A 23,584-nucleotide genomic window follows, 5' to 3' on the forward strand; every position below is an offset into this window, starting at 1 on the left:
ACCGGGTTAGTGTCCCGGGGCACATATCGGGGGATCACAGCAGGTGGGGGACATGACCGAAGAGGTCGGCACGATCACAGCGCGCGCGGCGATAGGCCAGGGCATCCTGGCCGTGGCCTTGATCGGGGCCATGGGGGCCGGCCTCTGGGTGGCCGGGCAGTCGGTGAATTCGAGCGGCGAGCGCAAGCCCGTCACCTGCTCGAACGGGGAGCCCACGAAGACGCCGGGGAAGACGCCCGCGCAGCCGGGGGCCGACGCCGCGGCCGAGTCCGAAAACATCTCCGGGGCCCAGTTGTGCGCGGCGCTGCACCGTCCCGATCTCCCCGATCTGCTGGGCACTCCGGGGGAGGCAGTGAAGAACGCGAACGGGGGCGGCAGCACCTCCAAGCCCTTCGGCAGCGACAAGGAGATCCACACCCCCACGGCCACGATCGAGTTCGAGACCTACACCGTGCACCTGAGGGTCTCCGACGGGCCGCTGACGGTCGCCACCGTGGCCAAGCTCCTGGGGGACGGCACGCTGCCGCAGACGGTTCTGGGCCACCCGGCCACCTTCTACTCGGACCGCACCCTCAGCTTCAGCTCCCGCCTGGACGGCAGCGATGCCAGCACCGGCTCCGGCGTCCCGGCCCGCGCCCTCGTGGTGGCCCGGGACACGAAGGACGGCGGCAGCGGCGCCTACGAGCTGCACCTGTGGCGCTCCGACGGCGCGGTGCCCGACGACGCGGTGGTGCTGCGCGTGGCCGAGCAGGTGCTGCCGACGATCCCCGGGTGGGGCGCCGCCGGCTGAGCACGGTCAGCCGGTTCGCGGGGTGCGCGGGGTACGGGGCTGGTTGAAGCGGAGCATGTTGCCGGCCGGGTCGCGGAAGGCGCAGTCGCGGACCCCGTACGGCTGGTCGACGGGCTCCTGGAGCACCTCGGCGCCGGCGGCCCGGATCCGCTCGAAGGTGGCGTCCACGTCGTCCGTCGAGAAGATCACCCCGCGGAGCATCCCCTTGGCCAGCAGTTCCGCCACCGCCTGCCGGTCGGCCGGCGAGGCGCCGGGATCGGCGAGCGGCGGTTCGAGGACGATCTCCACGTCGGGCTGCTCGGGCGAGGCGACGGTCACCCAGCGCATCCCCTCGAACGCAACGTCGTTGCGGACTTCCATGCCGAGGGCGTCGCGATAGAAGGCGAGGGCCTTGTCGTGGTCGTCGACGGCGATGAAGCACTGCGAGAGCTTGATGGCCATGTCTCGAACGCTACGACGCGGTCGCGGATCCCGCTCTCCCGGAGCCCGCGGAGTTGCGGACGGGCCGGGTGAAGACCTTGGCGACACAGGCCGGGATGGCGGCGCCGGCCTCGTGCCGCCGGGCCCGGTAGGCGCTGGGGGTCTCACCGACCAGCTCCGTGAAGCGCGAGCTGAACGACCCCAGCGAGGTGCATCCGACCGCGAAGCAGACCTCGGTCACGCTCAGGTCACCCCGGCGCAGCAGCGCCTTCGCCCGCTCGACGCGGCGGGTCATCAGATAGCTGTACGGGGTCTCACCGAAGGCCGCCCGGAAGCTGCGGGAGAAATGTCCGGGCGACATGAGGGCGACGCCCGCCAGTGCCGGTACGTCCAGCGGCTCGGCGTAGTCCCGGTCCATCACGTCCCGGGCGCGCCGCAGCCGCACCAGGTCCTCGATCGTCATGCGCGTCGGCCTCCCGGCTGCCACCCGGCCGCCTGCCTGCCGGCTACTTCTCGGTCTTCTCGGTCTTCGCGGCCTTCTCCGCCTGCATCTGCTTGATGCGGACGGTCTCCTTGCGGACGTCGGCCTGGGTGGCGCGCTCCTTCGCGAGCCACTCCGGCATCTCCTGCTTCAGGGCCTCGATCTGCTCCGTGGTGAGCGCCTCGGTGACACCGCCGCGCGCCAGACCGGCGATGGAGACGCCGAGCTTCGCCGCGACCACGGGACGGGGGTGCGGGCCGTTGTTGCGGAGGTCCTGCAGCCACTGGGGCGGCTCGGCCTGGAGGGCGGTCAGCTCGGTGCGCGAGACGACACCCTCCTGGAACTCTGCGGGGGTGGCCTCGAGGTACACACCCAGCTTCTTCGCCGCAGTAGCGGGCTTCATGGTCTGGGTGGTCTGGTGCGACGTCATGGGGTCAAGGGTATCGAGCATGTGCGCCACCTCCGACCACGGCCGGTAATCTGGCCGGGTGACAGACTCCCGGACACCCCCGTCGTTCCAGCTCGCATACGTCCCCGGGGTGACTCCCACGAAGTGGGTCCGGATCTGGAAGGAGCGTCTGCCCGACGTTCCGCTGACCCTCGTCCCGGTCGCTCCGGCCGAAGCCCCCGCCCTGCTGCGCGGCGGCGGCGCCGACGCCGGGTTCGTCCGGCTGCCGATCGACCGTACGGGCCTCAGCGCGATCCCGCTCTACACCGAGACCACGGTCGTCGTGATCCCCAAGGACCACATCATGGCCGCCGTCGAGGAGCTGTCCCTCGCGGAGCTGGCCGACGACATCGTGCTCCACCCGCTGGACGACACCCTCGAGTGGGAGCAGCTGCCGGGCAAGGCCGCGCTCCAGCGCCCGGAGACCACGGCCGACGCGATCGAGCTGGTGGCGGCGGGCATCGGGCTCCTGGTCGTGCCCCAGTCGCTCGCGCGGCTGCACCACCGCAAGGACCTCACCTACCGGACCCTGCTGGACGCCCCCGAGTCGCGTGTGGCGCTGTCGTGGCCCGAGGCCGACGCCACTCCCGACCTGGTCGAGGAGTTCATCGGGATCGTGCGCGGGCGGACCGTCAACAGCTCGCGCGGGCGCGGCCGTACGCAGCCCGAGCCCGAGCAGAAGAAGGCGAAGCCTGCGCGGAAGCCGGCGCCCAAGGCAGGGGGCAAGCCGACCGCCCGGAACCCGCGGTCCGGCGCCCCCAAGGGCGGCAAGGCCACGGCCAAGTCCACCGGCAAGCGCGGCAAGCCCCGCGGCCGCTAGGCGGCCCCTTTCGGGCGCGTGATCGCCTGCCCGGGCTCAGCCGCCGAGCAGGTGGACAGCGGCGGCCAGCGAGCCGACGGCCGGCACTACCCCGATGACCACGGCGGCGAACGTGAACACCGTGGCCGGGGTCGGGTACGCACGCGGGTCGGCGAAGTTCGCGCAGAGCAGGAGCAGCGACGAGGGCAGGAATACCCACCCACCCTCCAGCACGCCGAAGACCGACCACCCCAGCAGCACCACCGCGAGGGCCACGCACGAGGTCATGAACCGGGCCCGGTTCGCGCGCAGGGCCGGCGGCGCCGCGAGCAGGAGGAGCGGGGCGATCAGCGCGAAGGGCGACAGCCCCGCCCCGAGCATCTCCAGCACGAGTGGCACCGGGATGATCAGCGCGGCCAGCGCGATCCCCCGCTGCCACGGGTGGGCGGCCCGCGCCCGGCGCATCGCGACGCCGCCGCGCGCCGCGCCCCGCTCGGGCGACACGATCCCCGCCATGCCCGCCTCCTCTGCCCGGCCCGGTCGACTTGAACGCGTTCAAGCTAGCGGATATTCGCACTCCCTGGCGATGCCCTGAGGGCGTTGCGCCCGCCACACGGCCGTCCCTATAGTCACTTCGTATTCATTTCGTCACACTGGGTGAGCTTGGGGCAAGGGTGTTACGTATCGGCAAGGGACTGGCCTTCGAGGGACCGGCCTTCAAGGGGCTGGCCGGCAAGGGACGGGCCTCGCTCGCCGCACTGGCCGCCGGGGCGGTCCTCGCCCTGGGCGTGGCCGCCGCGCCCGCGAGCGCCGCCGAGGGCTCGTGCGCCGGCGGCGCCACCGGGCGGCTGCCGCGACTGCAGGACCACCGGTTCTACGTCCAGTGCGCGGGCGGGGTCGCCACCGTCGTGGCCTGCCCCGCCGGGCAGGTCTACTCCCCCGGCGCGCAGCTCTGCGAGGCCCCCGAGCTGGTCCGGCCCGCGGTGGCCACGGTCACCACGGCCGGTCCGGCGAAGCTGAACGGGCTGCTCTTCGGGGTCAAGAACCTCAGCACCACCGTGCGGATCGCGGACGCTCCGGCCGGGCTGGACGGCGTACCGGTCACCTTCACCACCGTCGGCGGCCGGACGCTCTGCACCGCCGTCACCGACCAGTTCGGAGCCGCCCGGTGCGACACCCCGGCCCGGCTGACGATCCCGCTGGACGAAATCCTGCGCGGCTACCGGGCTACCTACGCGGGCATCGGAGGGATCTACCTCCCCTCCTCCGCCACCGCGCCCATCGCGCCGCTCTAGGAGACGGGGTCCAGCTCGCGCCGGACCCAGACGTTCGGCTCCACTTGAAGCTCTCTCCCGGCTGAAGCCGGGAGATTCCCCCCTAGGTTGCCCTGGCAGGTTTGACAGGTCACGCCTGTCCGGCGACGACCCTCCCGGCCGCCGGAGCAAGTACGAGACTCGCTCAAGTCATGCTGCACCTCAGCGACTTCAGCTTGGTTATCACTGAGGTCATCAGTGACTCTAGCGAACTCCGGCGCTCCGCGCCTTCGATCCACGGATCGGAGGTCGTCCTCGCGGATGCGGTACGCGTACGCGTGGATCGAGGTGTCCGGCTCGGCCGGCTTTCCGCTGGGCCTGACCGGTGCCACCACCTCGGCGAAACCGCGCGCCCGGGCGGTCTCCCGCATCGCGGCGAGCATCCGGCCGGACAGGCCCTCGCCCTGCCGGTCGGTGGCGACGCTGATCTCGATCGCGCTCACGGTGTCGGCCTCGACCCCGCGCCGCTGGTCGGAGAAGGCCCACATCAGGATCCGGTCCCAGCCCTGTGCGGGCAGCGCCCCGTCGCGGCCCGGCGCGTGCTGCGCGAAGGGCACGCTGAAGCCCCGGGCGACCACCGCGTCGCCGTCCGTGGCGATCAGGACGTACTCCGGGAACTCGGCCACCATCCGCGGATACAGCAGCCAGGCCAGCGCGTCGTGCTGGGCGAACTCGGGCCACGAGTCCTTCATGTCCCAGAGCCGGGCCGCCAGTTCGGGCCGCTCCGCGAGCGTGGTGATCCGGATGCCCCGGGCGCCCGCGTCGGTGATGTCGTCCATGCCCGCAGGCTAGGCACGCCCCTCGTGCGCCTCAACCGATTTAGCCGGTTCAGACGGTTCAGACGGTTCAGACGGGCGCCTGGAGGGAGAGGTGCCAGCTCCGCGGCCGGCCGGCGAGGGTGAGCGTGGACAGGGGGCGGACGTCCACGTTCCAGTACGTCAGCGGCGGGGCGTTCAGGGCGTACACGAGGGCCGCCCGGACCACCGACGGCTCGGCCACCGCCACGATCGCTCCCCCGTCGTCGGCCGGCCGGGTGTCGAGCCAGCCGCCGATCCGGGCGATGAAGGCGAGGAGGGACTCCCCGCCGTGCGGGGCGGCGTGCGGATCGGTGAGCCAGAGGTCCACGGCCGCGGGGTCCCGGGCCGCCACCTCGGCCAGGGTGAGTCCGCGCCAGTAGCCCATGTCGCACTCCCGCAGCGCGGGCTGTGCCATCGGGGCGTAGCCGAGGGCGGCCCCGGTGGCCCGGCTGCGCGAGGTCGGCGAACAGTAGCGGAGCTCGGCCGAGCCCAGCGGCACGAGCCCGCGCGCGGCGGATTCCACCGCGCGCCAGCCGTCCACGTCGAGGGGGCGGTCGTCGTCGAAGCGCTCGGCGAGCAGCGAGGTACCACGGGCTGCTGCGACTAGCGAAACCCGAACATGCATGCGGCGATGGTGATCCGCGTGTCGCACGAGGTCAAGCATCGAGACGAAGCCCGCCCCGGCCGGGATCCCGGGCCCCCGGCTCGGCCGCCGCCTCAGCGCCTCTCAGGGCCCGCCTCAGCCCCCGCCGCCGGCGCCTCCCAGGCCGGCCGTCCGCAGCCGCCGGACGGCCTCCGTCAGCTCGCCCGCGCCGGACACCCCGGCGAAGCTCAGCCGGAGATACGGACCGGGCGGTTCCGCGCAGAAGTACGGCCGTCCCGGCGCGACCGCGACCCCGGCCCGCAGGGCGGCCGCCACGAAGGCCGCGTCGTCGCCGCCCCCGCCGGGCCGCGCCCACAACTGGTAGCCGCCGCGCGGCGGATGGGGCACCTCCAGCTCCGGCAGTTCCCGCCGCAGCGCCCCCGTGAGCACGTCCCGGCGGTGGCGCAGCTCGGAGGCGACGGCCTTGAGGTGGCGCGGCCAGGCGGGCGCGCCGACCAGTTCCAGGGCGGCCTCCTGGAGCGGCCGGGGCACGAAGAAGGTGTCCACGACCTGGATGGCGCGCAGCCGGTCGAAGACGGGGCCCCGGGCCGCCAGGGCGCCCACCCGCAGGCTGGGCGAGGTGACCTTGGTCAGCGACCGCACGTGGACGACCACCCCGTCCGGGTCCTCGGCGGCGAGCGGCGCGGGCAGCGGGCCCGAGTCCTCGTGGGCCAGGGACCGCGCGTAGTCGTCCTCCAGTACGAACGCCCCTGCGGCGCGCGCGATCCGCAGGACCTCTCCCCGCCGCTCGCCGGACAGTACGGCCCCGGTCGGGTTCTGGAACAGCGGCTGGCATACGAACACCCGCGCCCCGGTCGCTTCGAAGGCGGCCGCCAGCAGCTCCGGCCGAACCCCGTCCGCGTCCACCGGGACGGGCACCGGCCGGCAGCCGGCGGCCCGCGCGAGGGCCAGCAGCCCCGGGTAGGTCGGGGATTCGACGAGGATCGGCGCCCCGGGCGGGGCGAGCGCCCGCAGTGCGGTGGCGAGCGCGCTCTGGCCGCCCGCGGTCACCAGCACGTCCCCGGCCGCGATCGGGCCACCGATCTCGCGGGCGAACCAGTCCCGCAGTTCCGCCAGGCCCTCCACGGGCGGCCGCCCCCACACTCCGGGCCGCCGGCCGGCCCGGGCGAGGGCCGCCGCCATGGCCCGCTCGGGCTGGAGCGCCGAGTGCAGGTAGCCGCTGTGCAGTTCGATGACCCCGGCGGGCGGGGCGGCCAGGGTGACCAGCACCCCGGAGGCGTCGACGGAGCGCGGCACCACCTCGTCGGAGTCCTCGGCGCTCAGGGCGACGGCCTGCCAGGAGGTGTCGCCGGGCGCGGGGGCCTGCGTACGGGGCTGCGCGCGGTAGACCCCGGCGCCGGGGCGGGTGACCACCAGGCCTTCGGCGGCGAGCTGGGCGAGGGCCCGGGAGACGGTGACGGGACTGACCCGGTACCGCTCGACCAGGGCCCGGCTCGACGGGAGCTTTCCACCCACCGAGTAGCGGTCGAGCTCGACCCGAAGGGATTCCGCCAGTTCTGCCACGCTGCTACGCTCGTACATGACAGCACAGAATAGCGCTACTCTCCGCAACGCGATAGCAGTTCGAGGTACCGCGGCACGTCGGCCCCGCCCCGTCCTCGGGGGCACCACCCTCGCGGCGGCCGGCGTCGTCACGTTCTCGCTGACCTTCCCCGGCGCCGCATGGGGCCTGGAGAGCTTCGGCCCGTGGTCGCTCTTCGGCCTGCGCTGTCTGCTCGCGGGCCTGACGGCCGGAGCCTTCCTGCTGGCCCTGCGCGTCCCGGTGCCCGCCCGCGCTCACTGGGCGGGGCTGGCGGTCGTCGCGGGCGGTGTGGTCGTCGGCTTCCCCCTGCTGACCACCCTCGCCCTGCAGACCTCCACCACCTCGCACGCCGCCGTGGTGGTCGGCCTGCTGCCGCTGACCACCGCGGTCGTCTCCTCACTGCGCACCGGAGCCCGGCCCTCCCGGCGGTTCTGGGCCGCGGCCGTCGCCGGCGCGGTCGTCGTCCTCGGCTTCACCGTGGCCCAGAGCGGCGGCGCCCTCTCGGCCGGCGACGCCTTCCTCTTCGCCGCACTGCTGGTGTGCGCCGCCGGGTACACCGAGGGCGGGCGCCTGGCCCGGCTGCTGCCCGGCTGGCAGGTGATCGCCTGGGCGCTGGTGCTGTGCCTGCCCATCGGCGTGGCCGGTTCCGTGCTCGGGCTCGCCTGCGAACCGGCCGATCCGACCGGCCGCGGGGTGGCCGGGCTCGTCTGGGTGGCGGTCGGCTCCTCCTTCCTCGGCCTCTTCGTCTGGTACCGGGGCATGGCCGAGATCGGCGCGGCCCGCGCCAGCCAGCTCCAGCTCGCGCAGCCGCTGCTGACCCTGCTGTGGTCGGTGCTGCTGCTCGGCGAACGCCTGTCCCCGGCCGCGCCCGTCGCCGCCTGCGCTGTGCTCGTCTGCATCGCGGTGACGCAGCGGCCCGATGGGCCAAAAAGGGGCGACACGACCTAAACTGCTAGCACCGGATCGGACCGCCACCGAGGAGGTCAGCATGCGCGCGACCGAGGGCGACCAGCTGGTTCAGCACGGCAGGATCGTGGGCCAGCACGACAAGGTCGGTGAGATCACCCAGGTCCTGGGAGAGAACGGCACCCCTCCCTACCGCGTCCGCTTCACGGACGGACACGAGGCCGTCATGTCCCCCGGCCCCGACTGCGTCGTGAAGCACCCCGCCGACCACGACGACTGACGGGCCGCCCCTGAGGGCTCCCCGAACAGAGCCGGGTCAGCGCGGTGGCACCGCCACCACCGTCGGATAGTGGTCGGCGACCACCTGGGCCAACGCCCCGTTGGGGTCCGCGACCACCTGCTTCGCGGAGAAGTAGGCGTGGCCGCGGACCTCCGGGTATCCGGCGGCGAACCGCAGGTGCCGGGACAGCTCGCGCGGATCGCGCCAGGCGGCGGTGGAGCTCTGCGCATCGCAGCGGTACAGCGCCTCCCCCACGTAGAGCTGCACGCGGGTGCCCGCGACCGTGCGCGCCCACCAGGGGACGATGGCGGCGTAGTCGGCGGCCGGATGCCCCAGCTGCCAGTACGCCTGCGGCACGATGTAGTCGATCCAGCCCTCGCGCACCCACTTGCGGGTGTCCGCGTACAGGTCGTCGTACGTGGCGACGCCCGCCCGCGTCGGCGAACCGAGCGGATCACGGTCGGAGTTGCGCCAGACGGCGAAGGGGCTGATGCCGAAGCGCGCCCGGGGGCGCAGCGCCCGCAGCCGCTCGGACATCTCGCGGACCAGGGTGTCGGTGTTGTGGCGGCGCCAGGCGGCGCGGGTCGCGAAGGCCCGGCCGTACTGCTCGTAGGCGGCGTCGTCGTCGAAGTCTCGGCCCTCGACGGGGTAGGGGTAGAAGTAGTCGTCCCAGTGGACCCCGTCGAGGGGGTAGCGGGCGACGGCGTCGAGCATGGCGTCCTGCACGAAGCGGCGGACTTCCGGAAGTCCGGGGTTGTAGTACAGCTTGCCGCCGTAGGGCACGGTCCAGCCCCGGTTGCGGCGGGCCGGGTGCCCGGGTGCCAGCAGGCTCCGGTCGGTGTGGTTGGCCACCCGGTACGGGTTGAACCAGGCGTGCAGTTCCAGCCCCCGGGCGTGCGCTTCGGCGACCGCCGTGCCGAGCGGGTCCCAGCCGGGGTCGACCCCCTGCTCGCCGGTCAGCCACTGCGACCAGGGCTCGCGCGCCGAGGGCCACATCGCGTCGGCGGTCGGCCGGACCTGGAGGATCACCGCGTTGAGGCGGCGGGCGACGGCGGTGTCGAGGAGCGCCAGCAGTTCGGCGCGCTGCTCCCGCGCGGAGAGCCCGCTCTGCGACGGCCAGTCCACGTTCTGCACGGAGGCGACCCACATCCCGCGGAACGCTGCCTCGCCCGCGCCGCGCACCCGCTCCCCCTCGCCCGCCTCCGACGGCCGCCCCGCTCTCGCCGGGGCCGCCGTCGCCACCGCCGCCAGCACCCCGGCCGCGACCGCGAGCATGCTCCGCCTTCCGATGGACGCCATGTGACGACTCCGTTCCGCTCCGTGACATTGCCCCGTGTCCGCCCAGCATGCCCGCCCCGGCCCGCCACGCCGGGCAAGGACGGGGGTAACGTCGGGGGGCGTGGCGGGCGCCGGAACGCAGTTACCACTGCACGAGTACGGGGGACCCGCGATGGAGAGCAGCGAAAGGCACGATGTGACGGACCTCCCAGACGACATCGCACGCGTCGGCGTAGTGGGTTGCGGCCAGATGGGCGCGGGCATCGCGGAGGTGTTCGCCCGGAGCGGGCTCGAGGTGATGGTCGCCGAAACCACCGGCGAGGCCCTCGAACTCGGGCGGACCCGGCTGCACACCTCTCTGACCAGGGCCGCCGAACGCGGCAAGATCAGCGAGGAGGAGCGGGACGCGACGCTGGCCCGCCTCTCGTTCACCACCGACCTCGGCGAGTTCGCCGACCGCGACCTCGTCATCGAGGCGGTCGTCGAGAACGAGCAGGTCAAGACGGAGATCTTCCAGGTCCTCGACCAGGTGGTCACCCGCCCGGACGCGATCCTGGCCTCCAACACCTCCTCGATCCCGCTGGTCAAGCTGGCCGTCGCGACCTCGCGTCCCGACCAGGTCATCGGCATCCACTTCTTCAACCCGGCCCCGGTGCAGCAGCTCGTCGAGCTGATCCCGGCGCTGACCACGAGCGACGAGACGATCAAGCGCGCCGAGGCCCTGGTCGGCGGCGCGCTGGGCAAGCACGCGATCCGCGCCCAGGACCGTTCCGGCTTCGTCGTCAACGCGCTCCTCATCCCGTACCTGCTGTCCGCGATCCGGATGTTCGAGTCGGGCATCGCGAGCCGCGAGGACATCGACAACGGCATGGAGCTGGGCTGCGCCCACCCGATGGGCCCGCTGAAGCTCGCGGACCTCATCGGTCTGGACACGGTGGCCTCGGTGGCCGACTCGATGTACGCGGAGTTCAAGGAGCCCCTGTACGCGGCTCCCCCGCTGCTCCAGCGCATGGTCGACGCCGGCCGCCTCGGCCGCAAGACCGGCTCGGGCTTCTACCCGTACAGCTGACCCCGTACGGGCGCCCACCTGCGGCTCAGCCGAGCCGCAGGTGGTGCAGCAGCAACAGCCCGGCCGCCATGTTGGCGGCCGGGATCTCGCCTCGCGCGATCATGTCGGGGACCAGCTTGAGCGGTACCCACTCGCGGCGCGAGGACTCGAAGTCGTCCTCGGGGTGGCCCGTGTACGTGGCCCCGTCCGCCCAGTAGAGGTGGTGGCGGGCGTCGGTCAGCCCGTTGGACGGCTCGACGGTCATCAGGTGGTGCAGGGGGCCGGGCCGCCAGCCCGACTCCTCCTCCATCTCGCGGGCGGCCGCGCGCTCCACGGACTCCCCGTCCTCGACGACCCCGGCGGGCAGTTCCCAGCCCCAGCTGTCGGTGATGAAGCGGTGGCGCCACAGCAGCAGCACCTCGTTGGCCTCGTTGACGGCCGTGGCGACGGCGACCGGGCGCAGCCGGATGACGAAGTGGTCCAGGTGCCGGCCGTCGGGGAGCTCCACATCGGCGAGATTCACGTCGAACCAGCGGTTCGTGTACACGGTTTGCTCACTCAGGTTCGTCCACTGCACGGTTCTGCCACCTTCCGATCGAGTAGGTGGCAACATGGCAGCAGTTCACCCCCGCCCAGGGGAACGCGCAAAGGGCGGCGCAGAGAACGCCGCGGGGATGTCACAGCGGAACGCGCAGCGCCCCGTCGATGAGCTCGGCCGCACCCTCGGCCCCCGAACAACCACTGGTCAGCAGCTGTTCCCGGACCGCGCGCAGCCGGTCGCGCAGGCGCAGGGACTCCATCCCCTTGGCCCGCTCGGCCATTTCGGCCGCCGAGGCCACCGCCTGATCGGCCTCGCCCTGGCGCAGCTGGATCTCGCACAGCATCGCGAGCCGGTGCACCCGGCCCCGGTCGTGCGCGGGAGTCCCGACCGCGGCCGAAGCCTGCTCCCGGGCCGCCCGCAGATCCCCCAGACCGAGCAGCGCCTCCGCCACCTGTACGTTGACCAGCCCGGGCTGTACGTACCCCGTCTCGTCCGGCTCCGTGCCGGGATGGATCCGCTCCGCCGCCGCCTCCGCCTTGAGGATGCAGGCCAACGCGGCTCTCGTATCGCCGAGTTGGGCGTACGCCTTGGCCTGCATGGCGTACAGGTCCGCGGCCAGGGCCGGGGTGGTGTGCGGGCCGGCCGCGCGCAGGGCGGCCTCGGCGAAGGCCACGGCCTGGCGGAACTCCCGTAGGTGCAGGCACTGGTTGACGATCAGCGCGATCACATAGGCCCCGAGCCCGCGGTCCCCGCTCGCCTTGGCCAGCCTCAGCGCCTGGTGGAAGTAGCGCTGGGCCAGCCCGTGCGCGTCCGAGTCGTACGCGCAGATCCCCGCCACGGCCACCAGGGAACCTCCGGCCCGGTGCAGGCTGCGGCCGAGTCCATCGGAGTAACTGCCGCGCAGCATGGGGGCGGTCTCGGTGCCGAGGAAGCGGACGACCCGGTCGCGGGTGGCCACGCCGCCGGCCCGGCGGTACATCAGCTCGTAGTGGGCGCGGGCGGCCTTCAGGATCTCCACGTGCTCGGGTCCGACGCGGGTCGGCCCCTCGCGGGACACGTCGGCGTCCTCCGGCGGGTTCTCCCACTCCCACACGGGCATCACCGCGGGGGTGCCGGTGAGGGCCCCGGCGTCGAGGGGCTGCCGGCCGTTGCCGTCGGAGCGCCACAGGGCGGCGGCGCGGTCGACGAAGCCGCTGAGCGCAGACCCGTGCGGTTCGGCGGGCTGTCCGGGAACGCCGAGGCCGATGTCGTCGAGGGTGAGCGGCCGCCGCAGCCGGCCCCCGATCACCTCACAGATCAGGTCCGGTACCTGGCCGCGCGGGCGCTGGCCCTTCAACCACCGTGCCACGGCGGTGTGTTCGTAGCGCAGGGCGAGTCCGCGGGAGCGTCCCGCCTGGTTCACGTACGCGGCGAGTCCTGCGTGGGACATGCCCGCCTCGGCGAGGAGGGCGTCGAGCAGGGCATTGGGCTGCATGGGCCGCTCCAAGGGCTCGTCGGATCCAGGGTCGCACGCAGTCGTTGGGTTGGTCTGGTTTTCCTGGGTGTTGGACGGGATCTTGTCGTGTTGCGTGTCCTTGTCGGGTTGGGCTCGTTTCGCATGTGGGTCCGATGATCGGACAGTAGGTCGCGGGCGGGGCGGGGGTGTGGGTGTGCGGCGGAAGATCGCGCTGGGTGAAGGGGAGACGGGCCGGGTGGCGTGCGCGTCCGCGACGGCGTTCCGGGGCCTGGACACCGTTTCTGGTGAGGTGCTGAATACCGCCGCGCTGGGTGAGCGGGTGGGCTGGCTGACGGCATTGGTGGAGTCGATGGCCGCCGGGGTGATCGGCGGGCACTGGTCTCGGGCGGAGCTGGCCCTGCTTGCTTCGGGTGTCGGGCCGTCGGGTGAGCGGTTGCCGTCGAACGCGTGGATGGCGTTGCGGACGCTGGGCTGGACCGCGACCGTGCTGGAGGGCCTGTATGTGCCTGACCGGGTCCGGCGGGTCGCGGAGGAGCAGGCCGGGCGGGTACTGCGCTCGGCCGAATGGCGGGCCGGGCTGGTGGACGCGGTCCTGACCACCTGGCCTGCCGGCGGTGACCCGATGAAACGCACCGAGGAGGAATGGACGGCACTGCGGGACGCCTGCCCGGACGGAGCTGCGGTGCCCGCTTCTGTCTTCCGTTCCCGTACCCGGCAGGTACAGCGCTTCGCCACCCAACACCGTCGTCTGCCGATTGGTCTGTGTGAGCTGGAGGCGGCCCCGGGCGGCGGCCATCAGGTGGTGCTGGCGGCCGCCGACAAACAGCTCGCCACCCTGACTCGGTGCGAGGACGACCCCACCCACCATGCGGTGTTGACCGTGCGGCTCCCGGTACGCCCCGACCCGCGCACCCGTGCCGACTGGCGTCCGGTACGGATCCGGCTCCGCCTGCCGCCCACCGTCGACGCCGCCGCAGCGCTGCACACCCCGACCCTGCGCCTGCGCGCCGGGCGGCTGCGCCTGGATGTCGCCCACACCACTGCCGTGCCCAGGACGCTGCGCTCCGGGCACGGTCAGGCGGTGGCCTTCGACTACGGACTGAACACCCTGCTCACCGGCGGCACCCTCACCCTGACCGGCGGCGTCCAACCGGCCGTCCTGACCGACGGACAGCCCGTCTTCCTCCGCATGAACGGGGCACTGGCCAAAGCCGACCGACTCCGCACCCACGCCGAACACCTCTGGACCAAAACCACCCACCTCCAGACACTCCTCGACGGCCAACATGCCCTCGATCGACGCCCCGACCCGCAGACCGTCGTCAAGCTCGCGGTGCTGCGCACCGAGCACGCCCGGGTCAGCAGGCGTCGTGAACGCCTGAATTCGCAGATCGCCAAGGGGGCCGCACGGTTCATGGTGGATCACGCCCGCGGCTGGGGGGCGTCGGTGATCTATCTGGAGGACCTGCGGGACTTGGAGTCCCGCGGGAAGGGCCGCACGCTCAACACCCGCCTCTCCGGCTCGGTGCGCGGGCAGATCGTGGCTGATGTGCGTCATCAGGCCGCCCGGCACGGCATCGCCGTGGTCATCGTCCCCGCACGCGGCACCTCCACATACTGCCCCCGCTGTCTGACCGCCTTCCGTCACTACGCCGCCCCCGACAACACCCGGCCTGGCTGGAAATGGGCCACCTGCCCCAACCCCGACTGTGGTTACAGCGCGGACCGGGACGTCGCCGCCTGGCAGCGCATCGGCGCCCGCGGGCTACAACATCAGCACCTGACCGTCCTGGACCGTGCGAGTGGCACCTATCTGATCCGCCGCACCTTCCCGGAACTGGACCAACCCGTCCAGCACCCCGAGCCAACCCACCCCGACCCGTCCCCCTCCGGGCCGCAGGACTCCTGCGCGGACCGGACGAAGGCGGGCCGGACCAGAGACCGCCCTGTGCCCAGGCAACGACGCAGGGTCCCCGCCCCACCCGCAACACCGGCATCGACCGGCCCGGGTGGAAAGCGTCCGGCGGGGCGACCGCCCCAGCAACCCACCCACCGCACCCAGCGGCGACGTGGGCGGCAGGCACCGCACACGATGAGCACCCCCCACCGGCACCAGCCGACCGGGGCCAGACTCGGCGCAGGCTTCCACCTGCACACCCACGCCACCCCGCCCAAACAGCGGCCACGGCGCGACCCGAGACTCTTGTCCCAAGGGGCCGAACATCCAGCCCCACCCGGGAAAACCTAAGCTCATCCGAGACGCTAGTGGGTGCGGGGTTCACACGGGGTGTGAACGCTGTACGCGCATAAATGCGATACGCACCCTGCCGCGGAGGTCCGTCCGAGCGCTTCACTTAAGGGCCTCGCCAAGAGGTAGCTCGGGTCGTCGGCTCCCCCTCGTACAGTGCGACGACCCGTCAACCGCGCCGCCCGTCCTGTTGTCTGCCCGACACTCCACGGCAGGCGGGCGGCGCGCTTCGGCTCCGCCGGGGCCTGGTTGGTCGCCGGGCCCCGGCCGAGCCGGACCGAGCGCGCGCCGGGCCCACCCACCGGGCCCGGCCCGCGTGGTCCCCGATTCCGGCCCGGACGTCCGCGCCCCAGCCGCACGGACGTCCGCGCCCCGGCCCGACCACGAAGCCCTGCGGGCGGCTTCCCCACCCCGCCCCTTCCCGAACCTGGGGGCGCTGCCCCCAGCCCCCCGTTGCCCTCAAACGCCGGGCAGGCTCAATCCAGCCCCGCCGGCGTTTGAGGCGCGGGGTCCGGGGCGGAGCCCCGAGGGGGTCCGGGCGCAGCCCGGGGAACGGGCGAAGGGCGGGTAGGGGACAAGCCCCGCAGGGCCGGCCCACCACCCTGCGCAGCCCGGGTACGGGTGAGGGGGCACACCCCGGAACCGGGATGCACCCCCTCAGCACAGAGCGGCAGCGGCTACGCGCCGCGCAGCACCGCCCCCGTACGCTCGCCCGCGAGGGCGACCGCCGCGTCACGGGCCGCCGTGGACTCCTCGGCGGTCAGCGTCCGGTCGGTCGCGCGGAAGCGCAGCGCGTACGCGAGGGACTTCTTGCCCTCGCCCACCTGCTCGCCCTCGAACACGTCGAACAGCCGCAGGGACTCCAGCAGTTCACCGGCGCCCTTGTGCAGCGCGTCCTCGACGGCCGAAGCCGGCACCGACGCGTCCACGATCAGCGCGACGTCCTGGGTCGCCACCGGGAAGGAGGAGATCCGGGGCGCCTGGAGGGCCTCGCCGCCGGCCGCCGCGAGGCGGTCCAGGTCGAGCTCCATGGCGCTGGTGCGGGCCGGCAGGCCCATCGCCTTGACCACGCGCGGGTGCAGCTCACCGGCGTGGCCGATGACCGTCTCCACCCCGTCCAGGGTGACGAGCAGCTCGGCGCAGCGGCCCGGGTGCCAGGGGCCGTACTGGCCCTGGCGGATGACGAGCTCCGCACCGGCCTCGACGGCCAGCGAGCGCGCCGCCTGGACCGCGTCGGCCCAGTCGGCCGGACGGCCCTTGCCCCACCAGCCGGCCTGCTCACGGGCACCGGCGAGCACGACCGCGGCGTAGCGCGGCTGCGCGGGCAGGGCCGCGTTCAGGGTGGCGATCTCCTCGTCGGTGGGACGCCGGTCGACGCCGAGGCGTACGGCGACGCCCGGCTGCGCGGCGGCCCGGAAGACCGAGCCGGTCTCGAAGAGGGCGAGGTCGTGGCTGCCCCGGCTGTCGTTGCGGCGCAGCGCGCCGAGCAGACCCGGCAGCAGCGTGGTGCGCAGCGCCGGCTCCTCGTCGGAGATCGGGTTGACCAGCTTGACGACCTGGCGGGAGGCGTCGTGGGCGGGCAGCTGGAGCTGGTCGAAGACGCCCTCGCCCAGGAAGGGGTAGCTGAGCGCCTCGACGTAGCCCGCGCCGGCCAGCGCGCGGCCGACCCGGCGGTGCAGCTGCTGCCGGGCGGTCAGACCGCGGCCGGAGGGCACCTGCGGGAGGGTGGAGGGGAGGTTCCCGTAGCCCTCCAGCCGGATGACTTCCTCGGCGAGGTCGTTGGGCTCGGCGAGGTCGGGCCGCCACGAGGGCGCCGTGACGACGAGCTCGTCCTGGCCGTAGACGTCGCAGCCGACCTCCTGCAGGCGGCGTACGACGGTCTCCCGGCCGTACTCCATGCCCGCGACCTTGTCGGGGTGGTCCGCGCTCATCGCGATGGTGCGCGGGGCGCCCGGGGCGGTGAGCTCGGTGACGCCGGCCTCGGCGGTGCCGCCCGCGAGCAGCACGAGCAGGTCGACGGTGCGCTGCGCGGCAGCGGCGGCGGCCTGCGGGTCGACGCCGCGCTCGAAGCGCTTGGAGGCCTCGGAGGACAGCTTGAGGCGGCGGGCGGTGCGCGAGATCGACACGGAGTCGAAGTGCGCGGCCTCGACGACCACGTCGGTGGTGCCGCTGACGGCTCCGGTCTGCGGGTCGGTGACGGAGTCCGCGATCTCGGTGTTGGCGCCGCCCATGACACCGGCGAGCCCGATCGGGCCGCTGTTGTCGGTGATCACCAGGTCCTCGGCGTCGAGCGTGCGCTTGACGCCGTCCAGGGTGGTGAACTTCTCGCCCTGCTCGGCCCGGCGGACGCCGATGGTGCCGTCGATCCGCGAGCGGTCGTAGGCGTGCAGCGGCTGGCCGAGTTCGAGCATCACGTAGTTGGTGATGTCGACGGCGAGCGAGATCGGGCGCATGCCCGCCTTCTGGAGGCGGCGCGTGAGCCAGATCGGGGAGCGCGCCTCGGGGTCGAGGCCGGTCACCGTGCGCGCGGTGAAGCGGTCGCAGCCCTGCGGGTCGTCGATCTTGACGGCGTAGCCGTACGAGTTCGGCGCGGGCACGTCGAGCAGCGCCGGGTCGCGCAGCGGCAGGCCGTAGGCGGTGGCGGCCTCGCGGGCCACCCCGCGCATGGACATGCAGTAGCCGCGGTCCGGGGTGATGTCGATGTCGAGGACCTCGTCGACGAGCTCCAGGAGCTTGATCGCGTCGGTGCCGACCTCGTGCTCGTGCGGCAGCACGATGATGCCGTGCGTGCCGTCGTCGCCCATGCCCAGCTCGTCGCCGGAGCAGATCATGCCGTGCGAGGTGCGGCCGTACGTCTCGCGCGCGGCGATCGCGAAGTCGCCGGGCAGGACCGCGCCGGGCAGGACCACGACGACCTTGTCGCCGACGGAGAAGTTCCGGGCGCCGCAGACGATCTCCTGCGGCAGGCCGGTTCCGTTGGCCTGGCCGACGTCCACCGTGCAGAAGCGGATCGGCTTGCGGAAGCCCTCGAGCTCCTCGATGGTCAGCACCTGGCCGACGACGAGCGGGCCCTTGAGCCCACCGCCGAGCTGCTCGACGGTTTCGACCTCGAGGCCGGCGTCGACGAGCTTGTGGGCCACGTCGCGACCGGTTTCACCCGCGGGGAGGTCGACGTACTCCCGCAGCCAAGAAAGCGGGACCCGCATCAGATCTCCATCCCGAACGGCCGGGTGAAACGGATGTCACCCTCGACCATGTCTCGCATGTCTTCAACGTTGTGGCGGAACATCAGCATCCGATCGATGCCGAAGCCGAAGGCGAACCCGCTGTACTTCTCCGGGTCCACACCGCAGGCGGTGAGCACCTTCGGGTTGACCATGCCGCAGCCGCCGAGCTCGATCCAGCCCTCGCTGGAGCAGGTGCGGCACGGCCGGTCGGGGTTGCCCACCGACTCGCCGCGGCACACGTAGCACTGCATGTCCATCTCGGCGGACGGCTCGGTGAAGGGGAAGAAGTGCGGGCGCAGGCGCGTGGTGGTGCCCTCGCCGAACAGCTCCTGCACCATGTGGTCCATGGTGCCCTTGAGGTCCGCCATGGTCAGGCCCTCGTCCACGGCGAGCAGCTCGACCTGGTGGAAGACCGGGGTGTGCGTCGCGTCGAGCTCGTCGGTGCGGTACACCCGCCCCGGGCACACGATGTAGACGGGGGGCTTGCGCTCCAGCAGCGAGCGCGCCTGCACCGGGGAGGTGTGAGTACGCAGCACGACACCGGACTCGTCGCCCTCGGTGCCTTCCGGCCCCCGGACGAAGAAGGTGTCCTGCATCTGGCGCGCGGGGTGGTCGGGCGTGAAGTTGAGGGCGTCGAAGTTGAACCACTCCGCCTCGACCTCGGGGCCCTCCGCGACCTCGTACCCCATGGCCACGAAGATGTCCGCGATGCGGTCCATCAGCGTGGTCAGGGGGTGCCGGGCGCCGGCCGGAACCCGGTCGTAGGGCAGCGTGACGTCCACTGCCTCCTCGACCAGCACCCGCTCGTCGCGCTCGGCTTCGAGCGCGACCGTGCGGGCCCCGAAGGCCTTGTTCACGGCGCCGCGGGCCTGGCCCACGAGCTTGCCCGCGGTGGCCTTGGCCTGCGGGGGCAGCGCGCCGATCTCTCGGTTGGCGAGCGCCAGGGGCGAGCGGTCGCCCATGTGCGCGGTCTTCGCCTCGCGAAGTTCGTCGAGGTCGCCTGCGGCGGCGAAGGCGGCGAGCGCCTCGTCCCGCATGCGCTCGATCTCTTCCGGTTTCAGTGCCTCGACCTCGACAGGGTCGTAGGACTTGTTCGGTGCCGACATCTCTTCCCGTACTTCCGATGGCTGGCTGGTGGTCCCCCGCGCGACGCGCAGGACGCGCTCGGCACTAGGACACAAAGGTGCCAAAGGTCGAGTCTAAAGGTCGCTGGGGGTGAAGGGGCCCGTGGGCCGCCTGGCGAGACGCTCCGCAGGGCTACTGCGTGAGGTACGCCGGGGCGCCGACGGGCAGGATAAATCGGAACTCGGCGCCGCCGCCGGGGCCGCGGCCGACCTTGATGGTGCCGCCGTGGGCTTCCACGATGCCCTTGACGATGTAGAGGCCCAGACCGGTGCCGCCGCGCTTGCTGCCCCGCCAGAAACGGGTGAAGACGCGGCCCATCGACTCCTCGGGGATACCAGGGCCTTCATCGGTCACGGTGACGGCGGTTCCCTTCTCGGTCTTCCCCGCGGCGTTCGCGAAGCTGGTCGGCGTCACGTCGATGGTGACGGTTCCCTCGCCGTGCCGCACCGCATTTTCGAGCAGGTTGCCGAGGATCTGGTCGATCTTGTCGGGGTCCGCCCAGCAATCGGGCAGCGGCCGGCTCACGCTGACCAGGAACCGCTCCGGGGCCTGCCCGTTCGCGGTGAGCGCCTGGACGTGGCGGCCCACGGCGGTGGAGATGTCGACCGGCTGGCGGCGCACCTCCAGGCGGCCCGAGTCGATGCGGGAGATGTCCAGGAGCTCGGCGATGAGCCGGGTGACGCGGTTCGCGTCGGCGTCGACGGTCTCCAGCATCAGTCGCTTCTGGTCGTCGGTGAACCGCTCCCACTTGGCCAGCAGGGTCGCCGTGAACCCCTTCACGGAGGTCAGCGGGGAGCGCAGTTCGTGCGCGACGGTGGCGATCAGCTCGGCGTGGCTGCGCTCGGTGCGCCGCCGGGCCTCGGTGCCCCGCAGGGTGACCACGAGCCGGCGCACCGGGCCCTTGGGGTGGGTGCGCACGTACCGGGCGGAGACGAGCACCTCGCGGCCGCCGGGGAGCAGCAGGTTGCGCTCGGGCTGTCCGCGCCGGGTGGCGAGGCCTCCGTAGGGGTCGGTCAGCGCCCACCAGCGGCGGCCTTCGAGGTCCTCCAGCGGGAGTGCGCGCTCGATCCCCAGGCCCAGGGCCTCGCCCGCCACGAGTGCGGTGATCCGGGCGGCGGCGGAGTTGAAGCAGATGACCCGGCCGGTGGCGTCGGCGATCACCAGCCCGTCGGGCAGGTCGTCGGGGTCGATCCCCAGCGCGGCGTATTCGCCGCCGAGCCCGTCCGGATCCTCCGGCGCGTCCGGCCCCGGACCCGCTGCGGGGCCTACGGGGCTCGCGGGCGCGGGCCGGGGCTGCGGGGCCGAGGCACCCTGGGGCTGCTGTACGGGCACCCGGGCGGCGGGCGCGGCCGGCGGGGGCACGGTCGCCAGGACCGGTGCACCGGCCGCCTTGGCGGCAGCTGGCGAGCTGTTCGTACCGACGGTCATGTCCCCGTACCCCACATCTCCGAGTAGCGCAGTGGGCCCCCCGGGCCGCCACATTACTAGCTGGGGGTCACGGAGCGGCACCCTCCGGGCGCCCGCTGTGCACGCGCGGAGGCGTACAGGCACACCGCGGCGGCCGTGGCGAGGTTCAGGCTCTCGGCCTTTCCGTGGATCGGAACCCGTACGACGGCGTCGGCGAGCGCCCTGGTCTCCTCGGGCAGACCCCAGGCCTCGTTGCCGAAGATCCAGGCCGAGGGGGTGCCCATGGTGCCCGCGTCGAGCTCGGCGTCGAGGTCGTCGGTGCCGGCCCCGTCGGCGGCGAGGATCCGTACGCCGGCCGCGCGCAGCCCCTCGACGGCCTGCTCCACGGGCACGCCGACGGCCACCGGGAGGTGGAAGAGGGAGCCCACGGAGGCGCGTACCGACTTGGGGTTGTACAGGTCGACGGAGGCGTCGGTCAGCACGACCGCGTCGGCTCCGGCGGCGTCCGCGCAGCGCAGCACCGTACCGGCGTTGCCGGGGTCGCGGACGTGCGCGAGGACGGCGACGAGCTTGGGCCGGGCCTTCAGGATCTCCTCGAACGGGGAGTCCAGGAAGTGGCAGACGCCGACCAGGCCCTGCGGGGTGACCGTCTGGGAGACCTCCGCGAGCACCTCGTCGGAGGCGTAGTGGACGCGGGCTCCGGCGGCGTGGGCGGCGTCGACGATGTCGGCGTAGCGCTCGGCGGCCTCCACGGTCGCGAACAGCTCGATCAGCGTGGACTCGCCCCCGGCGCCGCGGTGCTCCACGGCCTCGCGGACGGCCTGCGGGCCCTCGGCGATGAAGCGGCGCTCCTTGGTACGGAAATTGCGTCGCGCCAGTCGCCTGGCGGCGGCCACCCGGGTGGACCGGGGGGAGATCAGCTCGGCGGGGGTGCCCATGGCGGTCGGCTCGCTTCCGTACGTACAGCGGGTGGCTGCCCTGATCGAGGGAAATGGTGGGTCAACGCACCGGACCCGCAGGCGCGAGGCCTGCGGGTCCGGGCAAGTTACTGCAGCCTTGAGGGCGTGCTGCTTAGGCAGCGACCTTCGGGGCGTTGACGTCGGCCGGGAGGGCCTTCTGCGCGACCTCGACCAGCGCGGCGAACGCGTTGGCGTCGTTGACGGCCAGCTCGGCGAGGATCTTGCGGTCCACCTCGATGTTGGCGGCGTTCAGACCCTGGATGAGGCGGTTGTACGTCATGCCGTTCTGACGGGCAGCCGCGTTGATGCGCTGGATCCAGAGACGACGGAAGTCGCCCTTGCGCTTCTTGCGGTCGTTGAAGTTGTAGACCAGGGAGTGGGTGACCTGCTCCTTGGCCTTGCGGTACAGGCGCGAACGCTGACCGCGGTAACCCTTCGCAGCCTCGAGGATTGCCCGACGCTTCTTGTGCGCGTTTACTGCCCGCTTGACGCGTGCCACTGTGTACTCCTTGTAGCGGGGCCGTGGAAGTCCTCACACGGCCCGAATTCGATGGGGTCCCGGTCTTGACGTGCTCCCGCTCCCGGAAGGGGAGCGGAGGACGTCACTTGCCGAGAAGCTTCTTGATCTTCTTGGCGTCGCCGGGGGCCATCTCCGCGGTGCCGGTCAGGCGGCGGGTGACACGGGACGACTTGTGCTCGAGCAGGTGGCGCTTGCCGGCGCGCTCGCGGAGCACCTTGCCGGAGCCGGTGATCTTGAAGCGCTTCTTGGTCCCGGAGTGCGTCTTGTTCTTCGGCATAGCGCCGTTATCTCCTCGTCGGTGGCGCCCCCACCGGCCCTGGTGGGGGCCGGCTCACGGGAGCGTCATGTTGTATCGGTGATCCGAGACGGGCTGCCTCGGAATCAGGCCTGGTCAGAAGCCTCGTCGGAGGCAACTGCCTCGTCGGTGCCGGCCTCGGTCGCGTCGGCCGCTTCGTCGGAAGCGTCCTCGGCGTCCACGTCCTCGGCTTCGAGTGCGGCGTTCTCGGCCTCGAGCGCGGCGTCGGCGGCCAGGGCCTCGTCACCACTCTCGTCGCTGTGCGCAACACCCTGGCGCTCGGCCTTGCGGGCGGCCTGCGCCTCGCGGGCTTCGGCCATCGCCTCGGTCTTCTTCTTGTGCGGACCGAGAACCATGATCATGTTTCGGCCGTCCTGCTTCGGGTTCGACTCGATGAACCCGAGGTCCTCGACGTCCGAAGCCAGACGCTGCAGCAGTCGGTAGCCGAGTTCCGGCCTGGACTGCTCGCGACCGCGGAACATGATCGTGATCTTGACCTTGTCGCCCTGCTTGAGGAACCGAACGACGTGACCCTTCTTGGTGTCATAGTCGTGCGGGTCGATCTTCGGCCGGAGCTTCATTTCCTTGATGACCGTGTGCGCCTGGTTCTTGCGCGCCTCACGGGCCTTCATGGCCGACTCGTACTTGAACTTGCCGTAGTCCATGAGCTTGCAGACCGGCGGGCGTGCGGACGCCGCGACCTCGACCAGGTCGAGGTCGTACTCCTGCGCGAGCTCAAGCGCCTTGGCAAGCGGCACGATGCCGACCTGCTCGCCACTCGGGCCGACGAGTCGTACCTCGGGAACGCGAATCCGGTCGTTGATGCGGGGCTCGGTGCTGATGGATCCTCCTCGGTAGCACCACACGGCTGCCTGGAGGACAGCCGCTGACGTTTTTCCGTCAGACCGACCGCGGCGGAGAATCAAAAAAGCCCCGCCGGGCACAGGCGAGGGCTCCAATACAACCGGAGCACCGTCGCGTGCGAACCGCGGGGCGCAAAATCGGGCAGCTTTCCATCGTCCGTACGGAACGATGGATACCGCCTGACCGGTGACCCGCC

General features: G+C 72.5%; 24 protein-coding genes. 7 read left to right on the forward strand and 17 right to left on the reverse strand.

Going from position 1 to position 23,584, the window contains the following annotated elements; all coding sequences use genetic code 11:
• Positions 1 to 52: 52 nt before the first annotated feature.
• Positions 53 to 790, forward strand: coding sequence for a DUF6215 domain-containing protein (locus tag AC3IYI_RS07510; protein WP_489409445.1), 738 nt, complete (start codon positions 53 to 55; stop codon positions 788 to 790).
• 6 nt (positions 791 to 796) lie between these two features.
• Here the strand turns inward: AC3IYI_RS07510 and AC3IYI_RS07515 are convergent, their stop codons facing one another.
• From AC3IYI_RS07515 to AC3IYI_RS07525, 3 genes are read right to left on the reverse strand one after another with little or no spacing between them, the layout of a single operon-like run.
• Positions 797 to 1,231 carry a VOC family protein gene (locus AC3IYI_RS07515; RefSeq protein WP_489409446.1) on the reverse strand — a complete coding sequence of 145 codons (435 nt, stop codon included), beginning with the start codon at positions 1,229 to 1,231 and terminating at the stop codon, positions 797 to 799.
• Positions 1,232 to 1,241: 10 nt separating this feature from the next.
• Positions 1,242 to 1,673, reverse strand: coding sequence for a helix-turn-helix domain-containing protein (locus tag AC3IYI_RS07520; protein ID WP_489409447.1), 432 nt, complete (start codon positions 1,671 to 1,673; stop codon positions 1,242 to 1,244).
• A 43-nt stretch (positions 1,674 to 1,716) separates the two neighbouring features.
• Positions 1,717 to 2,121, reverse strand: a complete 405-nt coding sequence (locus AC3IYI_RS07525; RefSeq protein WP_489409448.1) for a DUF5997 family protein — start codon at positions 2,119 to 2,121, stop codon at positions 1,717 to 1,719.
• A 58-nt stretch (positions 2,122 to 2,179) separates the two neighbouring features.
• Between AC3IYI_RS07525 and AC3IYI_RS07530 the strand changes: the two genes are divergently transcribed.
• The gene (locus AC3IYI_RS07530; RefSeq protein ID WP_489409449.1) at positions 2,180 to 2,959 is read left to right on the forward strand and encodes a LysR family substrate-binding domain-containing protein; all 780 of its coding nucleotides are present in this window, start codon (positions 2,180 to 2,182) and stop codon (positions 2,957 to 2,959) included.
• Between the two features lie 36 nt (positions 2,960 to 2,995).
• Here the strand turns inward: AC3IYI_RS07530 and AC3IYI_RS07535 are convergent, their stop codons facing one another.
• Complete coding sequence (locus tag AC3IYI_RS07535; protein WP_489409450.1) at positions 2,996 to 3,454, reverse strand: hypothetical protein; 459 nt, start codon at positions 3,452 to 3,454, stop codon at positions 2,996 to 2,998.
• A 158-nt stretch (positions 3,455 to 3,612) separates the two neighbouring features.
• Here AC3IYI_RS07535 and AC3IYI_RS07540 point away from each other — a divergent pair, with 158 nt between their 5' ends.
• The gene (locus tag AC3IYI_RS07540) at positions 3,613 to 4,233 is read left to right on the forward strand and encodes a carbohydrate-binding module family 14 protein (RefSeq protein ID WP_489409451.1); all 621 of its coding nucleotides are present in this window, start codon (positions 3,613 to 3,615) and stop codon (positions 4,231 to 4,233) included.
• Here AC3IYI_RS07540 and AC3IYI_RS07545 read toward each other — a convergent pair.
• From AC3IYI_RS07545 to AC3IYI_RS07555, 3 genes are all read right to left on the reverse strand, one after another.
• Positions 4,230 to 5,030, reverse strand: a complete 801-nt coding sequence (locus tag AC3IYI_RS07545) for an N-acetyltransferase (RefSeq protein ID WP_489409452.1) — start codon at positions 5,028 to 5,030, stop codon at positions 4,230 to 4,232. The genes AC3IYI_RS07540 and AC3IYI_RS07545 overlap by 4 nt on opposite strands.
• Positions 5,031 to 5,097: 67 nt before the next feature.
• Positions 5,098 to 5,673 (reverse strand): histidine phosphatase family protein, encoded by a 576-nt coding sequence (locus AC3IYI_RS07550; protein WP_489409453.1) that lies wholly within the window; start codon positions 5,671 to 5,673, stop codon positions 5,098 to 5,100.
• Between the two features lie 114 nt (positions 5,674 to 5,787).
• Complete coding sequence (locus AC3IYI_RS07555) at positions 5,788 to 7,233, reverse strand: aminotransferase-like domain-containing protein (protein WP_489409454.1); 1,446 nt, start codon at positions 7,231 to 7,233, stop codon at positions 5,788 to 5,790.
• Here AC3IYI_RS07555 and AC3IYI_RS07560 point away from each other — a divergent pair.
• Both AC3IYI_RS07560 and AC3IYI_RS07565 read left to right on the forward strand, forming a co-directional pair.
• Positions 7,232 to 8,182, forward strand: coding sequence for a DMT family transporter (locus tag AC3IYI_RS07560; RefSeq protein ID WP_489409455.1), 951 nt, complete (start codon positions 7,232 to 7,234; stop codon positions 8,180 to 8,182). The genes AC3IYI_RS07555 and AC3IYI_RS07560 overlap by 2 nt on opposite strands.
• A gap of 40 nt (positions 8,183 to 8,222) precedes the next feature.
• Positions 8,223 to 8,420, forward strand: a complete 198-nt coding sequence (locus AC3IYI_RS07565) for a DUF1918 domain-containing protein (protein ID WP_489409456.1) — start codon at positions 8,223 to 8,225, stop codon at positions 8,418 to 8,420.
• Positions 8,421 to 8,456: 36 nt separating this feature from the next.
• On the opposite strand, the gene AC3IYI_RS07570 is transcribed toward AC3IYI_RS07565, so the two are convergent.
• Positions 8,457 to 9,719 carry a glycoside hydrolase family 10-like protein gene (locus AC3IYI_RS07570; RefSeq protein ID WP_489409457.1) on the reverse strand — a complete coding sequence of 421 codons (1,263 nt, stop codon included), beginning with the start codon at positions 9,717 to 9,719 and terminating at the stop codon, positions 8,457 to 8,459.
• Positions 9,720 to 9,870: 151 nt separating this feature from the next.
• On the opposite strand from AC3IYI_RS07570, the gene AC3IYI_RS07575 reads away from it, so the two are divergent.
• Entirely contained in the window at positions 9,871 to 10,767 is an 897-nt protein-coding gene (locus tag AC3IYI_RS07575; RefSeq protein WP_327251867.1) for a 3-hydroxybutyryl-CoA dehydrogenase, read from the forward strand.
• Between the two features lie 25 nt (positions 10,768 to 10,792).
• On the opposite strand, the gene AC3IYI_RS07580 is transcribed toward AC3IYI_RS07575, so the two are convergent.
• On the reverse strand, positions 10,793 to 11,323 hold the full coding sequence (locus tag AC3IYI_RS07580) for an NUDIX hydrolase (RefSeq protein ID WP_489409458.1): 531 nt from the start codon (positions 11,321 to 11,323) through the stop codon (positions 10,793 to 10,795).
• 100 nt (positions 11,324 to 11,423) lie between these two features.
• The gene (locus tag AC3IYI_RS07585; protein ID WP_489409459.1) at positions 11,424 to 12,761 is read right to left on the reverse strand and encodes an NsdA family TPR-like regulatory protein; all 1,338 of its coding nucleotides are present in this window, start codon (positions 12,759 to 12,761) and stop codon (positions 11,424 to 11,426) included.
• Between the two features lie 175 nt (positions 12,762 to 12,936).
• On the opposite strand from AC3IYI_RS07585, the gene AC3IYI_RS07590 reads away from it, so the two are divergent.
• Positions 12,937 to 14,991, forward strand: coding sequence for a proline-rich domain-containing protein (locus AC3IYI_RS07590; protein WP_489409460.1), 2,055 nt, complete (start codon positions 12,937 to 12,939; stop codon positions 14,989 to 14,991).
• Between the two features lie 677 nt (positions 14,992 to 15,668).
• On the opposite strand, the gene pheT is transcribed toward AC3IYI_RS07590, so the two are convergent.
• From pheT to infC, 7 genes are all read right to left on the reverse strand, one after another.
• Positions 15,669 to 18,197: a phenylalanine--tRNA ligase subunit beta gene (gene pheT / locus AC3IYI_RS07595; protein WP_489409461.1), complete on the reverse strand. Its 2,529-nt coding sequence runs from the start codon at positions 18,195 to 18,197 to the stop codon at positions 15,669 to 15,671.
• On the reverse strand, positions 18,197 to 19,324 hold the full coding sequence (gene pheS / locus AC3IYI_RS07600; protein ID WP_489409462.1) for a phenylalanine--tRNA ligase subunit alpha: 1,128 nt from the start codon (positions 19,322 to 19,324) through the stop codon (positions 18,197 to 18,199). The genes pheT and pheS overlap by 1 nt, the downstream gene beginning before the upstream one ends.
• A gap of 151 nt (positions 19,325 to 19,475) precedes the next feature.
• Positions 19,476 to 20,771, reverse strand: coding sequence for a sensor histidine kinase (locus AC3IYI_RS07605; protein WP_489409463.1), 1,296 nt, complete (start codon positions 20,769 to 20,771; stop codon positions 19,476 to 19,478).
• 56 nt (positions 20,772 to 20,827) lie between these two features.
• A complete protein-coding gene (locus AC3IYI_RS07610) occupies positions 20,828 to 21,688 on the reverse strand; it encodes a TrmH family RNA methyltransferase (RefSeq protein WP_489366455.1) in 861 nt (286 codons plus the stop codon).
• A gap of 133 nt (positions 21,689 to 21,821) precedes the next feature.
• Entirely contained in the window at positions 21,822 to 22,208 is a 387-nt protein-coding gene (gene rplT, locus AC3IYI_RS07615) for a 50S ribosomal protein L20 (protein WP_214948116.1), read from the reverse strand.
• A gap of 103 nt (positions 22,209 to 22,311) precedes the next feature.
• Positions 22,312 to 22,506 carry a 50S ribosomal protein L35 gene (gene rpmI, locus AC3IYI_RS07620; protein WP_215021864.1) on the reverse strand — a complete coding sequence of 65 codons (195 nt, stop codon included), beginning with the start codon at positions 22,504 to 22,506 and terminating at the stop codon, positions 22,312 to 22,314.
• 104 nt (positions 22,507 to 22,610) lie between these two features.
• A complete protein-coding gene (gene infC, locus AC3IYI_RS07625; RefSeq protein ID WP_489411460.1) occupies positions 22,611 to 23,390 on the reverse strand; it encodes a translation initiation factor IF-3 in 780 nt (259 codons plus the stop codon).
• Positions 23,391 to 23,584 lie beyond the last annotated feature (194 nt).

Source organism: Streptomyces sp. GL_148 (assembly GCF_057834205.1).